This is a genomic window from Pseudoduganella ginsengisoli (assembly GCF_009720865.1).
Lineage (GTDB): Bacteria > Pseudomonadota > Gammaproteobacteria > Burkholderiales > Burkholderiaceae_D > Rugamonas > Rugamonas ginsengisoli.
The window spans coordinates 772,511-786,715 of record NZ_WNLA01000001.1 but is presented as its reverse complement, the minus strand read 5'-3'; the positions used below and the strand labels follow the sequence as shown (position 1 = coordinate 786,715).

At 61.5% G+C, this 14,205-nt stretch carries 13 protein-coding genes; 6 read left to right on the top strand and 7 right to left on the bottom strand.

Annotated features, from left to right (window positions below):
• Positions 1-6: 6 nt before the first annotated feature.
• Both GM668_RS03380 and cysK read left to right on the top strand, forming a co-directional pair.
• Positions 7-522, top strand: a complete 516-nt coding sequence (locus GM668_RS03380) for an FKBP-type peptidyl-prolyl cis-trans isomerase (protein WP_155437474.1) — start codon at positions 7-9, stop codon at positions 520-522.
• 42 nt (positions 523-564) lie between these two features.
• Entirely contained in the window at positions 565-1,503 is a 939-nt protein-coding gene (cysK, locus tag GM668_RS03375; protein ID WP_155437473.1) for a cysteine synthase A, read from the top strand.
• 7 nt (positions 1,504-1,510) lie between these two features.
• Here the strand turns inward: cysK and GM668_RS03370 are convergent, their stop codons facing one another.
• The 4 genes from GM668_RS03370 to GM668_RS03355 form a co-directional block, all read right to left on the bottom strand.
• Positions 1,511-2,518: a cation diffusion facilitator family transporter gene (locus tag GM668_RS03370; RefSeq protein ID WP_155437472.1), complete on the bottom strand. Its 1,008-nt coding sequence runs from the start codon at positions 2,516-2,518 to the stop codon at positions 1,511-1,513.
• Positions 2,519-2,522: 4 nt separating this feature from the next.
• A complete protein-coding gene (locus tag GM668_RS03365) occupies positions 2,523-2,825 on the bottom strand; it encodes an ArsR/SmtB family transcription factor (protein WP_155437471.1) in 303 nt (100 codons plus the stop codon).
• Between the two features lie 322 nt (positions 2,826-3,147).
• The gene (locus tag GM668_RS03360; RefSeq protein ID WP_155437470.1) at positions 3,148-4,071 is read right to left on the bottom strand and encodes a metallophosphoesterase family protein; all 924 of its coding nucleotides are present in this window, start codon (positions 4,069-4,071) and stop codon (positions 3,148-3,150) included.
• On the bottom strand, positions 4,068-4,550 hold the full coding sequence (locus tag GM668_RS03355) for a CinA family protein (RefSeq protein ID WP_170305460.1): 483 nt from the start codon (positions 4,548-4,550) through the stop codon (positions 4,068-4,070). The genes GM668_RS03360 and GM668_RS03355 overlap by 4 nt, the downstream gene beginning before the upstream one ends.
• A 202-nt stretch (positions 4,551-4,752) precedes the next feature.
• Between GM668_RS03355 and GM668_RS03350 the strand changes: the two genes are divergently transcribed.
• From GM668_RS03350 to GM668_RS03340, 3 genes are read left to right on the top strand one after another with little or no spacing between them, the layout of a single operon-like run.
• Positions 4,753-5,319, top strand: a complete 567-nt coding sequence (locus GM668_RS03350) for a TOL_0243 family YfiR-like periplasmic protein (protein WP_170305459.1) — start codon at positions 4,753-4,755, stop codon at positions 5,317-5,319.
• Positions 5,316-7,364 (top strand): sensor histidine kinase, YfiR-like protein-associated, encoded by a 2,049-nt coding sequence (locus GM668_RS03345; protein ID WP_155437468.1) that lies wholly within the window; start codon positions 5,316-5,318, stop codon positions 7,362-7,364. Before GM668_RS03350 ends, GM668_RS03345 begins: the two co-directional genes overlap by 4 nt.
• Positions 7,361-10,024 (top strand): EAL domain-containing protein, encoded by a 2,664-nt coding sequence (locus tag GM668_RS03340; RefSeq protein ID WP_155437467.1) that lies wholly within the window; start codon positions 7,361-7,363, stop codon positions 10,022-10,024. Before GM668_RS03345 ends, GM668_RS03340 begins: the two co-directional genes overlap by 4 nt.
• A gap of 37 nt (positions 10,025-10,061) precedes the next feature.
• Here the strand turns inward: GM668_RS03340 and thiL are convergent, their stop codons facing one another.
• The 3 genes from thiL to GM668_RS03325 are packed head-to-tail and all read right to left on the bottom strand — an operon-like array spanning position 10,062 to position 11,514.
• Positions 10,062-11,039 (bottom strand): thiamine-phosphate kinase, encoded by a 978-nt coding sequence (gene thiL, locus GM668_RS03335; RefSeq protein WP_155437466.1) that lies wholly within the window; start codon positions 11,037-11,039, stop codon positions 10,062-10,064.
• 39 nt (positions 11,040-11,078) lie between these two features.
• Positions 11,079-11,309: a hypothetical protein gene (locus tag GM668_RS03330; protein WP_155437465.1), complete on the bottom strand. Its 231-nt coding sequence runs from the start codon at positions 11,307-11,309 to the stop codon at positions 11,079-11,081.
• Complete coding sequence (locus GM668_RS03325; RefSeq protein WP_155437464.1) at positions 11,290-11,514, bottom strand: hypothetical protein; 225 nt, start codon at positions 11,512-11,514, stop codon at positions 11,290-11,292. Before GM668_RS03325 ends, GM668_RS03330 begins: the two co-directional genes overlap by 20 nt.
• A 324-nt stretch (positions 11,515-11,838) precedes the next feature.
• On the opposite strand from GM668_RS03325, the gene GM668_RS03320 reads away from it, so the two are divergent.
• On the top strand, positions 11,839-14,166 hold the full coding sequence (locus GM668_RS03320; RefSeq protein ID WP_155437463.1) for an NADP-dependent malic enzyme: 2,328 nt from the start codon (positions 11,839-11,841) through the stop codon (positions 14,164-14,166).
• Positions 14,167-14,205: the final 39 nt, after the last annotated feature.

The window sequence follows — 14,205 nt, the reverse complement described above, 5'->3', positions numbered from 1 at the left end:
TACATCATGACCCGTAGTTTGTTTGCATTTGTTTTCGCTGCGGTGGCCGCGACCCAGGCTTGCGCCCAAGCGCCGGCCAGCCAGCAAGGCGTCGCCCAGGCAGAAGAAACCCCGGCCGCCGCATCGGCAGCCGCGTCGGCGCCCGTGGTCGCCGGTTCCGCCCAGCCAGGCCCGGCGGCGGACCAGTTGATCGTCACGGACCATAAAGTCGGCACCGGCAAGGAAGCCATGGCCGGCAGTACCGTGCGCGTGAATTACACGGGCTGGCTGTACCGTCCGCTGGCGAAAAACCAGCGCGGCAAGAAATTCGATTCGTCGGTGGGCCGCGAGCCGCTGGAATTCACCGTGGGCCGCGGCCAGGTGATCAAGGGCTGGGACCAGGGCGTGCAGGGGATGAAAGTGGGTGGCAAGCGTACCCTGATCATCCCGGCGGAACTGGCGTACGGTTCGCGCTCCATGGGCAACGACATTCCTGCCAATTCCGCACTGATCTTCGACGTGGAACTGGTCGGCGTGAAATAAAGCGCGTACATTAGGGGCTCCCGCCAACCGTTCGGAGCCCCTATGAAAATAGCCAATGACGTCACGGAACTGATCGGCAATACGCCCCTCGTTCGCATTAACCGGATGGCCGCCGGCGCCCCTGCGCAAATCCTGGCCAAACTCGAATTCTATAGCCCCGCCCACAGCGTCAAGGACCGTATCGGCTTGTCGATGATTGAGGCGGCGGAAGCAGCCGGGCAAATCCGTCCCGATTCCATCATCGTCGAGCCCACCAGCGGCAATACCGGCATTGCGCTGGCCATGGTGTGTGCTGCGCGCGGCTACCGCTGCACCCTCGTGATGCCCGATACCATGAGCCGCGAACGGCGCATGCTGTTGCGCGCATATGGCGCGCAGCTGATTTTGACGCCGGGCAGCGAAGGCATGCTGGGCGCGATCCGCAAGGCGGAAGAATTGGCGGACGCCGACCCGCGCTACCTGATGCTGCAACAGTTTAATAACCCGGCCAACCCGGAAGTGCACCGCCGCACGACGGCGGAAGAAATCTGGCGCGATACGGAAGGGCGTGCCGACATTCTCGTGGCCGGCGTGGGCACGGGTGGCACGATTACCGGTGTCGGCGAAGTGCTGAAAGCGCGCAAGCCGTCTTTCCAGTGCATTGCCGTGGAACCGGAGGCGTCGCCCATGCTGTCGAAAGGAACCAAGGGGCCGCACCCGATCCAGGGGATCGGCGCGGGCTTTGTGCCCGGGGTGCTGAACACACACGTATACGACGAAGTGATCTGCGTGAAAAACGATGATGCGTTTGAAACCGCGCGCCTGGCCGCTTCGCAGGAAGGCTTGATGGTGGGGATATCGTCGGGCGCCGCGCTGTGGGCTGCGATGCAAGTGGCGCAGCGCCCGGAAAACGCGGGGAAACTGATCGTGACGATCATCCCGTCGTTTGGCGAGCGCTATTTGAGTACGGCCTTGTACGCTGGTTTGGCGGACCAGCCTTAAAGCAGCCTTAGCTGGATTTCAGGCAGCACGCATGTTCAGTGGTGCCCTTTTCCACCTGTAACGTGCAGTGGTGGATGGAGAATTCCGCTTTCAGTTGCGCTGCAATGTCATCGATAGCCTGGTCGCCCGGATAGCCGCCAGGGATCACCAGGTGGGCCGTGAGTGCGGTTTCCGTCGTGCTCATGGCCCAGATGTGCAAATCGTGCACGTCGCGCACGCCTTCGCGGCTGCGCAGGAATTGTTCAATGGCGTCCGCATTGACGGAATCCGGGACGCCGGCCATCACCATCTTCAGCGATTCTTTCAACAGCGACCACGTGCTCGCCATGATGATGGCGACAATGGCCAGGCTGACGGCCGGGTCCAGCCACGTCCATCCGGTGAACATCACAGCGACGCCGGACAGCAGCACGCCCAGTGAAATGGCGGCATCGGCGGCCAGGTGCAGGTAAGCGCCCCGCACATTGATGTCATCCTTGCTGCCGGACATGAACAGCATGGCGGAACCGCCGTTGACGGCTATGCCGATGGCGGCCACGATGGACACGGTGGCGCCGGCCACCGGCGACGGGTGCATCAATTGCAGCACGGCTTCCCACGCGATGGCGCCGCAGGCAGCCATCAGCAGCATGGCGTTGAACAGCGCCGCCAGCATGGAACTGCTGCGCAAACCATAGGTATAGCGTGTCGTGGGCGCCTGCCTGGCCAGGATGGCGGCGCCCCAGGCCAGCGCCAGGCCCAGTACGTCGGACAGGTTATGGCCCGCGTCAGCCATCAGCGCGGTGGAATTGGCCAGGAACCCGTACGTGAATTCAATCGCGACGAAGATGGCGTTGAGGGCAATGGCAATGGCGAAGGCGCGGCCCTGGCTGTTGGGATCGCCGTGGTGGTGATGGCCGTGCCCGTGGCCATGGTGGTGTCCGTGGCCGTGGTCATGCTTGCCGTGGCTGCAGCCTTTGTGGCCGTGATCGTGGCCATGGTCATGGCCGTGTGCGTGGTGGTGGTCGTGGCCCATGGTGTCAGTCCGGTTCGGCAATGTGTTCGAGCATATCGTGGAGGACGCCGCTGATGTGGGCATCGGCGGCGGAATAAAAGACTTGCTTGCCCTGGCGTTCCGATTTGACGATGCGCGCGGCGCGCAGCAGGCGCAAGTGGTGCGACACCAGCGAGCCGGACAGTTGCAGCGATGCAGCAATCTCACCGACCGCGATAGGCTCTTTCAGGCACGCCAGCACGATGCGCAAGCGGGTCGGATCGCCCAGCAAATGAAATAAATCCGCCAGCTGCGCAACGGCGGCGTCGGAAACAGGGGAGGTTGTCATAATAAACATTTGAATAGGTATTCATATGTTACCACAATGGGGTCAGACGTGCGTTCGTGCGTCCCCCCCGCGGGGTCAGACGTGCATTCGTGCATTGTCAAATCGAGCGGCATGGAAATGCCCAGGTAACCGCAGCAAGGGACCTGGGCACATATTGTTACGGCCAGGCCCGGCCCCCGCGCGTGCAATATCGGTGTGGCTGCTGCAAGGGGCTTTTGGCCATAGCGCCTGCAACAGCAGGGGGAGCGCAGGAAGCCGGATGCACGAATGCACGACTGACCCCAGCCGGGGAATGCATCAATGCACGTCTGACCCCACGGGGTTAGTGGCAGCGGGCGCTGCCGCTGTCTTGCTGGAGGGGGGCGGGGAATTCTGGGGCGGGGCCGCCGGGATCGACTGCCGTGAATTGCCAGCGGTAGCCGTCATCCAGTAATTCCAGCTTCAACACGCCGTGGCCGCTGTTGAGCCGCACGGCGCTGCCCGGTTGTGGCCACAGGAATGGCGTCAGGTACGCGCCGCCCGTGCCGACCACGAATTGGCGCATGCCTCTGGGTAAGTCAACCCGCCCGTCCGCATCCATCGGCTCGAACCGTTCGTAATCATGGTCATGGCCGGACAGCACCAGTTCCGCCCCCGCCGCATGCAGCAAGCGCCACGCTTCGCGCATGTGCGTATCGGCCGCATGCCCTCCCGAGCTGTACAGCGGCACGTGCCAGTACGCCAGCGTGCAGCGGGCCGGATGATATGCCAGTTCATCCTTCAGCCATTGCAGCTGCGCCGCATGGTCGGCCCCCTTCAAATGGCTGTTCAGCGCGTACAGGCGCCAGTTGCCCAGCTCGAAACTGTAATAGCCCCGCTTCGGCGGCCCCGCTTGCGCACCGAAATACTGGTAATACGCATCAGCCTTGCCCCCCGCATAATCATGGTTGCCCAAGACAGGCCGCGTCCGCTCGCGGAACGCTCCCCACGTCGCGTCATAACAGCCGTGCAGCGTAGCGGAGGTAGCAACAGGATAGGCATGGTCGCCCAGGCTCAAAACAGTCGCGTCAGCAGGCCCGGCCTGGATCAGCGCCGCCGTGCGCGCCGCACCGGAATACGGTGCGCGGCTATAGCGGCAATCCGCAATGTCGCCGGCTGCAAAGACTGTGGCGCGCACAGGCCCGCCGTCCTGGACGGCCGCACGCGCATGCATGGCCGCGCCCAGCAGCAGCCAGCCGCACAGTACAAACCCGCGCCGCACTGTCATGCCAGCCGGCGCAGCAAACCCTGCAGCGCGTGCGCGACGGCCTGCTCACGCACCGCCTGGCGGTCGCCATCAAATATCACGCGCTCCGTCTGCACCACGCCAGCCACCGACCAGCCAAACCATACGGTGCCAACCGGTTTGCCCGGCACTGCGCCGCCAGGTCCTGCAATGCCGGTGGTGGAGACGGCAACCTGCGCTGAACTGCTGCCGGCCGCGCCAGCCGCCATGGCAGCCGCCACTTCTTCACTGACCGCACCATGCTGCGCAATCAGCGCCGCCGGTACGCCCAGCATGGCGGTTTTCGCCGCATTGGAATACGTGACAAACCCCCGGTCAAACCATGCCGACGAACCGGCTATATCCGTAACGGCTTGCGCCACCCCGCCACCGGTGCACGATTCCGCCGTGGCCAGCATCCAGCCTTTGTGCTGCAGTGCTGTACCCACGTTGATGGCCAGCGCTTCCGTTGCCTTGTTCACTTCTTGCTCCGCATATTTGGACCGCGCCCATTCTAGCCCAGCCACACAGATTGGGAAGTCCCCGACAATCAAATTGCAAGCCAGCAATGACGCACAGACGTCTCTGATCAGGTGCACACATGTGCGATGGAGCGATACAATAGTCGATGCGGCACAGCGGTGCCGGGCACAATCCGATTGCCGTTTCCTGGGCCGATTATCCATGGCGTATTTGCCCCCGCGTTATCTGTTCCAACTCTGGAGCCTGCTACTGGCGCTCACCTGCCTGCCCATATTCGCCTACGCCGATCCATCCGGTCCTGTCGAGCGCCAGATCAAGGCCGCCTACCTGTATAAATTCGCTGGTTTTGTCGAGTGGCCCGAAGGCAGCTTCGTGCGGCCGGACAGTCCCGTCGTGATTGGCGTCATGGCGGCCGATGCGCTGGCGGATCAGCTGGAACAAACCGTGGCAGGCCACACCGCCAACGGCCGTCCATTGGTCGTGCGCAAATTAAAGAAGGGCGAAGCGCCCGGCAACGTGCACATCCTGTTTCTTGGCGCGATGGACAAGGCTGCGCTGGCCGAAGTCATGAATGCCACCCGCAACCAGCCATTGCTGACGGTTTCCGACAGTGAAGAAGCCTATGCCTATGGCAGCATGATTAATTTTGTCGTGGCGGATGACCGCCTGCGTTTTGAAGTTGCATTGAAACCTGCGGCGACGGCGCGCATCCGCATCAGCGCCCGCATGCTGTCCGCTGCCTACCGCGTGAATACGGGGGCGTCATGATTGCCTTGCGCTCATTACGGCAAAAATTGCTGGGCGTGGTGATGTTGTCCACGCTGGTGGCGCTGCTGGTGTCGCTGGCCACCATCATCGCGTATGACTTGCGCGCCTACCACCAGAGCGTGACGGCCGACATGGCCACGCAGGCGGAATTGATCGGCCATATGTCGACGGCCGCGCTGGCGTTTGATGACCAGCGCCTGGCCAAGGAAACCCTGGCGCTGCTGCGCTTGCGGCCGAAAGTCAACGCCGGCGCCATTTTCAATGCCAAGGGCAAGCTGTTTGCCAGCTATGTCGCGCCTGGCCAGGATGAGCATTTCCCCACCGGTGTGGAGGAAGAGGGCGTGCGCTATCAAGCGGGCAAGCTGACGTTGTTCCGCCATATTGTCGACAATGGCGAAAAACTGGGCACCGTGTATTTGCGGGCCGATTATGAAATGGTGGGCCGCCTTGGCGACTATTTGACGATTGCGCTGCTGGTGATGCTGCCGGCCATGGTGATCGCCTACCTGATCATGAGCCGCACCGACTTCATCATCACGCGCCCCATCCTCGATATCCGCGACGTGGCGCGCGACGTGATTGCCACCGGCGATTATTCGCGCCGCGCGCCGCGCACCAGTGAAGATGAAGTGGCGCAGCTGGTGGAATCGTTCAATACCATGCTCAGTGAAATCGAAGCGCGCGCCAAGGAACTGGAAGCACGCAAGCACGAACTCGAGTCGTCGAACCTGGAGCTGGCGCGCGAAATGGAACAGCGTGAAGAAGCGCAGCATGAAGTCATGCGCCTGAATGAAGCGCTGGAAGAACGCGTGCATGAACGCACCTTGCAGCTCGAAGCCATCAATGGCGAACTGGCGATGGCGATGGAAGAAGCCAAGAGCGCCAACCAGGCCAAGTCCGCGTTCCTGTCGTCGATGAGCCACGAATTGCGCACGCCGCTGAACGCCATCCTCGGTTTCGCGCAAATCCTCACGTCGGACAAGCTGCCGTCGACGCTGGCGCAAAAGAAGGAATTCGCCAGCCACATTTTGAAATCCGGCCGGCATTTGCTGACCTTGATTAATGAAATCCTCGACCTGGCCAAGATTGAGTCGGGCGCCGTGGCGCTGTCGATGGAACCGGTCGACCTGGGCGAAATCCTGCAGGAATGCCAGACCATGACGGCGCCGCTGGCGGGCAACCGCGGCATCCGCCTGCTGTTCCCGCCCGCGTGCAACATCAATGTTGCGGCGGACCGCACGCGCCTCAAGCAAATCCTGCTGAATTTGCTGTCGAACGCCATCAAGTACAACCGCGAAGGCGGCGCCGTGGTGGTCGATTGCTCGATGCAGGCGCCCGACATGGCGCGCTTGTCCGTGCAGGATACGGGCATGGGACTGAAGCCGGAACAGATCGCCCAGCTATTCCAGCCATTTAACCGCCTGGGCCAGGAAACCGGCGCGGAAGAGGGGACCGGCATCGGCCTGGTGGTGACCAAGCGGCTGGTGGAATTGATGGGCGGCGTGATTGGCGTATCCAGCAGCCAGGGCGTGGGCAGCATGTTCTGGATTGAATTGCGGGCCGCCGAGCCGCTGCGCCTGTTGCCGGATGCGGGGCAAGCCATTGCCGATGCGATGCCGGCCGACTCGCCTGCGATGTCGCGTCCCACTACCCTGCTGTATGTCGAAGACAATCCCGCCAATTTGAAGCTGGTACAGGAAATCATCAGCTTCCGGCCGGATTTGCAGCTGGTAGCGGCGCCGGACGGCCATTTGGGCATCGAACTGGCGCGCGCGCACCAGCCAGACATCATCCTCATGGATATCAACTTGCCGGGCGTTAATGGTATCGACGCGCTGAAATTGCTGAAAGCCGATCCCCGCACCAGCCACATTCCCGTCATTGCGCTGACAGCCAATGCCATGCCGCGCGACGTGGAAAAAGGAATTGCGGCAGGATTCTTCCGTTACCTCATCAAACCCATCAACATCGATGAGTTCACGGATGCCATCAACAGTACGGTGGCGTACCTCAATGACAGAAAGGACGGCAGGGTAGGCACATGATTACGCAAGCGGACATTCTGGGCGCCAGGATTTTGATAGTTGATGATCAGGCGGTCAATGTCCAGCTTCTTGAATACCTGCTAACTTCTTCCAATTACACGGCCGTCAGTTCCACGACGGACCCGCGCGTGGTCGCGCCGTGGCACGAGCAAAACCGCTACGACTTGATCATCCTGGATTTGCAAATGCCGGGCATGGATGGCTTTTCCGTCATGGAAGCGTTGAAGCCGCTGGAGACGGACGGGTATTTGCCTGTGCTGGTGGTGACGGCGCAGCCCGACCACAAGCTGGCCGCGCTGGAAGCAGGGGCGCGCGATTTCGTCAGCAAGCCGTTTGATCCCATTGAAGTGCTGACGCGCATCCGCAGCATGCTGGAAGTGCGGCTGATGCACCGCGAAGCGAAGAACTATAACGCGCTGCTGGAACAGACGGTGCGTGAACGCACGGCGGATTTGCAGCGTTTCCGCAGCGCGATGGATGCCACGGCTGACGCGATTTTCCTGATCGATCCCGCCACGCTGGCGCTGGTCGACATCAACGACGGCGCCTGCCGCATGCTGGGTTTCCGGCGCGAAGAAATGCTGGCGCAAGGCGCAGCGGTTCAATCCGGCGCGTTGCCGGGAGCGCTGCTGTCCGCGTCCGCCGCCATGCCGGTTGCCGCGCCGCTATTGACCCGCATCGGCCTGGGGGCGCGCGATGAACTGGCCCGGCGCATTCACCAGGCGCGCGATGCGGCCTGCGACGGCGCCCGCGCGCCCCAGCTGTTCGAGCAAGACTTGACGCGCAAGGATTTGACAACGGTTCCGGTGGAACTGTACTGGCAAGTGCATATGGCGGACAGCGCCAGCACGGTGATCTGCGTGGCGCGCGACATTACCGAGCGCCGCCAGGCGGAAGAACGGCTGCGCCATCTGGCCCATTACGACACGCTGACCGGCTTGCCGAACCGTACGCTGTTTTTCCAGACACTGCATGACGCCATCGATGTCGCGCGCGATAAAGCGTGGCAGATCGTCGTGCTGTTCATTGCACTGGACCGCTTCAAGAGCGTCAACGATACGCTGGGCGCCAGCGCGGGCGACGCATTGCTGCGCGAATTCAGCAGCCGGCTGGTGCAGTGCGTACGGATCCGCGATACCGTGGGCCGCCTGGGCGGCGATGAATTCGGCCTGATCCTGACCATGACGCGCGACCAGCAAGACGTGCTGGCGGTCGTCAATGAAGTGCGCGAAGCGCTGCACGCGCCGTTTGAACTCGATGGCCACCCCGCCGCATTGACGGCATCGATCGGTATAGCCATGTACCCGGACGATGCGACGGACCCTGAAACCCTCGTCAAATATGCCGATACGGCGATGGAGCGGGCCAAGCAGGCGGGCCGCGACGGCTACCGCTTCTTCACGGCCGGCATGAATGTGCAAGTGCTGGCGCGGCTGGACCTGGAAATGGCGCTGCGGCGCGCGCTGGACGAAGATGAATTCGTGCTGCATTACCAGCCTAAGGTCAACTTGAACACAGGCCGTATCAGCGGCGTGGAAGCGCTGATCCGCTGGCAGCGCCCCGGCGTGGGGCTGGTATATCCATCGGAATTCGTGGCAGTGCTGGAAGACACCGGCTTGATCACGCGTGTCGGCGCCTGGATTATCGATGCCGCGTGCCGGCAGATCGCGGCATGGAACCGCTCGATGGTGGGGCCCGTGCACGTGGCCGTCAACGTGTCGAGCCGCCAGTTCATCGAAGGGGACATGGAGCAGGGCGTGCGCGCGGCGCTGGAGCGGCACCGTGTCCCGCCGGATTTGCTGGAGCTGGAATTGACGGAAACCGCGCTGATGTCAAATGCGGAGCGCACCACCGCCATGCTGACGCGGCTGAAGGAACTGGGCGTCCAGTGTGCGATCGATGATTTTGGCACCGGCTATTCCAGCCTGTCGTATTTGCAGCGCTTCCCCATTGATAAGCTGAAGATCGATATCGCGTTTGTGCGCGACATCACGACCAATCCCAACGATGCGGCCATTGCCCTGGCCATTATCAGCATGGCGCACAGCCTGAAATTACGCGTGATTGCGGAAGGTGTGGAAGCGCGCGCGCAGCTCGAATACCTGCGGCGCAACCGCTGCGATGAAATCCAGGGCTACTTCTTCAGCCGTCCGCTGGCGGCCGATGAATTGGGACAACTGGTGGAAGCCGGCAAAGCGTTGCCGCCCGATGCGAGCCTGTCGGCGGAAACGCCGCAAACGCTGCTGATCGTCGATGACGACGTCAATGTGCTGTCATCGCTGCACCGCCTGTTCCGGCGCGACGGCTACCGTATTTTGACCGCCGTGTCGCCGGCGGAAGGGTTTGAATTGCTGGCGCTATATCCCGTGCAAGTGATCCTGTGCGACCAGCGCATGCCCATCATGAGCGGCACGGAATTCCTCAGCAAGGTCAAGGAAATGTACCCGGACACGATACGCATCATCCTGTCCGGCTATACGGGTGTGGAAGCCGTGCTGGACTCCATCAACCGGGGCGCGATTTACCGCTTTTATACGAAGCCGTGGGACGATACGCAGTTGCGGGACAATGTGCGGCTGGCATTCCACCATTACTGGCTGATGCATGGCACGGGGCGCCAGGTGGGCAATCCCGACCAGGACCATACCGCGCTGGCCTAGCGTGGATGTTGCCCGGCCCCAGACCGTAGGGCGGGGTCTACGAACCCGCCGTGCCCGCAAAGTGGTCAAATCCTTGCAGCTGCAACGCCAGCGTCCCTCCATCCGCATCGACCAGCCTTAACCCCGGCGCCGCGTCAATAACACCGACCCGTGTCACAGCCGTACCGCACTGCGCGCCGGCCGCGATGATCGCATCGCGCGACGACACTGGCGCCGTAAAGCACAATTCATAATCATCGCCGCCCGCCGCCATGAAGCGCCGCCGCAAGCCGATGTCCTTGGTGGCCAGCACCGGCCCGCAAGGCAGCGCATCGGCATTGAGCGTGGCGCCCACCTGCGACTTCTTCAGGATGTGCCCCAGGTCGCCCACCAGTCCGTCGGAAATGTCCAGCGCGGCGCGGGCCAGGCGCTGCGACGCCAGCAGCATGCCGAGCGCCACGCGCGGTGCCGGCAAGTGCATGCGCAACCCGGCTGCCTCTTGTTCTTCCGCAGTCAAGGCCAGTTCATTGTTATAACCGGCCAGCGCCAGGCGTGCATCGCCCAGCGTGCCGGAAATCCAGATATCGTCGCCCGGCTGCGCCGCATCGCGCCGCAGCGCGTGGCCGGGCGCCACTTCGCCAAAAATCGTGATGCAGATATTCAGCGGGCCCTTGGTGGTATCGCCGCCGATCAATTCACAGCCGTGCGCATCGGCCAGTGCAAACAAGCCTTGTGAAAAGCCTTGCAGCCACGCCTGGTCGGCGGACGGCAATGCCAGCGCCAAAGTAAAGCCCACGGGTTTTGCCCCCATGGCGGCCAGGTCGGATAAATTCACGGCCAGCGATTTATGGCCCAGACGCCGCGCATCTTCACCGGCAAAGAAATGGCGGCCTTCGACCAGCATGTCGGAGGAAATGGCGGTCTGCATGCCGGGCGCGGGCGCCAGCAGTGCGCAATCGTCGCCGATGCCCAGCACGGCTTTACCTGGGCGGGAGCGATCGAAGTATTGTTTGATGAGGTCGAATTCGGAGAGCATGGCGGCATTGTACCGCCGCCGCGCAGCACGATTGCTGCATCAATCACTGCTACTGCCGCTGCCGCCGCCACTGCGGCTGTGACGCACCAGTAACCACACGCAGGCGATCAGCGCCCAGATGGCCACTCCCAGCACGGCCACAAACATGGCGCTGCTCAATGGCACTTGCACGACAATGAGCATTGCGCCGATGGTGGCTGCGGCGAAAATGCCAGCGGGGTAATTGCCGGTAGCGGATGGGCGGCGGCGCTTACGCACGGTGTTCGTCATCCAGCTGCATGGGCGCGTAGCTGACGTTGGGGCGCCTGCGCTGGCGGCGCGCGCTGTATTGCCACAGCATGGCCGAGGCGACGGACGTGGCGGCCAGCATGGCGGCCATATCGCTACCTTGCTGGGCGAACAATAAAAGAATAAACGTGAGGGGGAACAGTATGCGGGAAGTGAGGAAGCTGCGGTGCCAGAACTGGTTGCTCATTGCGTCCCCTTTCAAAGAATGCAATGGAGCCAGTCTATGCCTGGGACGAGCCAGTGTCCAGCAGGAATAGCGGGCTAAAACGCCCTGTTGCAGGCGCTATACCGGTATATGAAACAACTTATTTTATAAATGCACTTTCTGAGATAAGTCTGCACTGGTTATATGTTTATGATATTAAGGAGTGTGCCTGTATATAAAAAATCTATTACAACCTTTAAGTCAATAGTTTTTCACCCGGAGTTGGTGAAAATACCTAGGGAATTAGAAGTAGCCCTCTGCTAAAATTTGGCCTTTCCGATAGACAAATAGGAAGGCCACATCAGCATGGACTCGTCATCTGATAAGAAAGAGGAAATTCGTCAGCAATTACGTCAAGCTGCACTTGAGTATCACGAATGTCCCAAACCCGGTAAGATCAGCGTCACCCCCACCAAGCAACTCACCAATCAGCGCGACCTAGCGCTCGCGTACTCCCCCGGCGTAGCAGCCCCTTGCGAAGAGATCGTTGTCGATCCCGCTAATTCCTACAAGTACACTTCCCGCGGCAACCTGGTAGCAGTCATTACCAATGGTACGGCTGTGCTCGGCTTGGGCAATATCGGCCCGCTGGCGGCGAAGCCTGTGATGGAAGGCAAGGGGGTGCTATTCAAAAAGTTCGCCGGCATCGATGTGTTCGACATCGAGATCAATGAATCGAACCCTGACAAGCTGTGCGACATCATCGCTTCGCTGGAACCAACGTTCGGCGGCGTGAACCTGGAAGACATCAAAGCGCCAGAGTGCTTCTATATTGAACGCCAGCTGCGCGACCGCATGAAGATCCCGGTCTTCCACGACGACCAGCACGGCACGGCGATTATTGTGGGCGCGGCCATCCTGAACGGTATCAAAGTCGTTGGCAAGAACATCAAGGAGTGCAAACTGGTGGTATCCGGCGCCGGCGCCGCGGCACTGGCTTGCCTGGACTTGGTGGTCGACCTGGGCTTCCCGATTGAAAACATTACGGTGACTGACCTGGCGGGCGTGGTCTACAAAGGCCGCACCGAGCTGATGGATCCGGACAAGGAACGCTTTGCGCGCGATACCACTGCCCGTACGTTGGCTGAATGCATTGCCGGCGCGGACATCTTCCTGGGCCTGTCGGCTGGCGGCGTGCTGAAGCAAGACATGGTCAAGCAAATGGCGCCGAACCCGATCATCCTGGCGCTGGCCAATCCGAATCCGGAAATCCTGCCGGAAGACGTCAAGGCCGTACGCGGCGACGCCATCATCTGTACCGGCCGTTCGGATTACCCGAACCAGGTCAACAACGTGCTGTGCTTCCCGTACATCTTCCGCGGCGCGCTCGATTGCGGCGCCACGACGATTACCCGTGAAATGGAAATCGCCGTGGTGCACGCGATTGCCGACCTGGCGCACGCCGAACAGTCGGACATCGTGGCGACCACGTATGGCATCCAGAACCTGTCGTTCGGTCCAGAATACCTGATCCCGATGCCGTTCGATCCGCGCCTGCTGACGAAGATTGCACCGGCCGTGGCACAAGCAGCATTTGATTCCGGCGTCGCAACCCGTCCGATCAAGGACCTGGATTCGTACGCGGACCACTTGCAGCAATTCGTTTACCGCTCCGGCACCTTCATGAAGCCGGTCTTCGCGATGGCCAAGCAGACCCCGGCCGAATTGAAACGCATCGTGTATGCGGAAGGCGAAGAAGAGCGCGTGCTGCGCGCCGTGCAAGTCGTGGTCGATGAACGTCTCGCGCGTCCTATCCTGGTGGGCCGTCCGGCCGTGCTGGAATCGCGCGTGCAGAAATTCGGCCTGCGCCTGCGCCAGGGCGTTGATTACGATGTCATCAATCCGGATTACGACGAGCGTTACCGCACTTACTGGCAAGAGTATTACAAGGAAACCAGCCGCAAGGGCGTCACGCAGGAATACGCGCGTCTGGAAATGCGCCGCCGCCATTCGCTGATCGGCGCCATGATGATCAAGAAGGGCGATGCGGACGGCATGATCTGCGGCACCTTCGGCACCACTGACCTGCACTTGAAATATATCGACCAGGTACTGGGCAAGAAACCCGGCGCCAATGTGTACGCGGCCATGAACATCCTGGTGCTGCCGGAACGTCAACTGGCGATGCTCGATACCCACGTCAATGAAAACCCCACAGCTGAACAGCTGGCGGAAATGACGGTGATGGCGGCCGATGAAATGCGCCGCTTTGGCATGGTGCCGCGTGCAGCACTGCTGTCGCACTCGAACTTCGGTTCGTCCAACAGCGAATCTGCGCAAAAAATGCGCAAGGCGCTGTCGCTGGTACGCGAACAGGCTCCTGAATTGGAAGTCGATGGCGAGATGCACGGCGACACGGCACTGGACAGCAAACTGCGCCAGAAAATCATGCCGGATTCGTATTTGCAGCAAGACGCGAACTTGCTGGTGATGCCGAATATCGATGCTGCCAACATTGCGTACAACCTGGTGAAGACGGCGGCCGGCAACGGCATTGCCATTGGCCCTATCCTGCTGGGCTGCGCAGCGCCAGTGCACATCCTGACGCCATCGGCCACCGTGCGCCGTATCGTCAATATGACGGCACTGTGCGTCGTCGATGCTGTGGCGCAGCGTAAAAACAGCGGCACATAAGTACTGGCCATAGGTGCACTGCACAAACCCCGGCTAAAA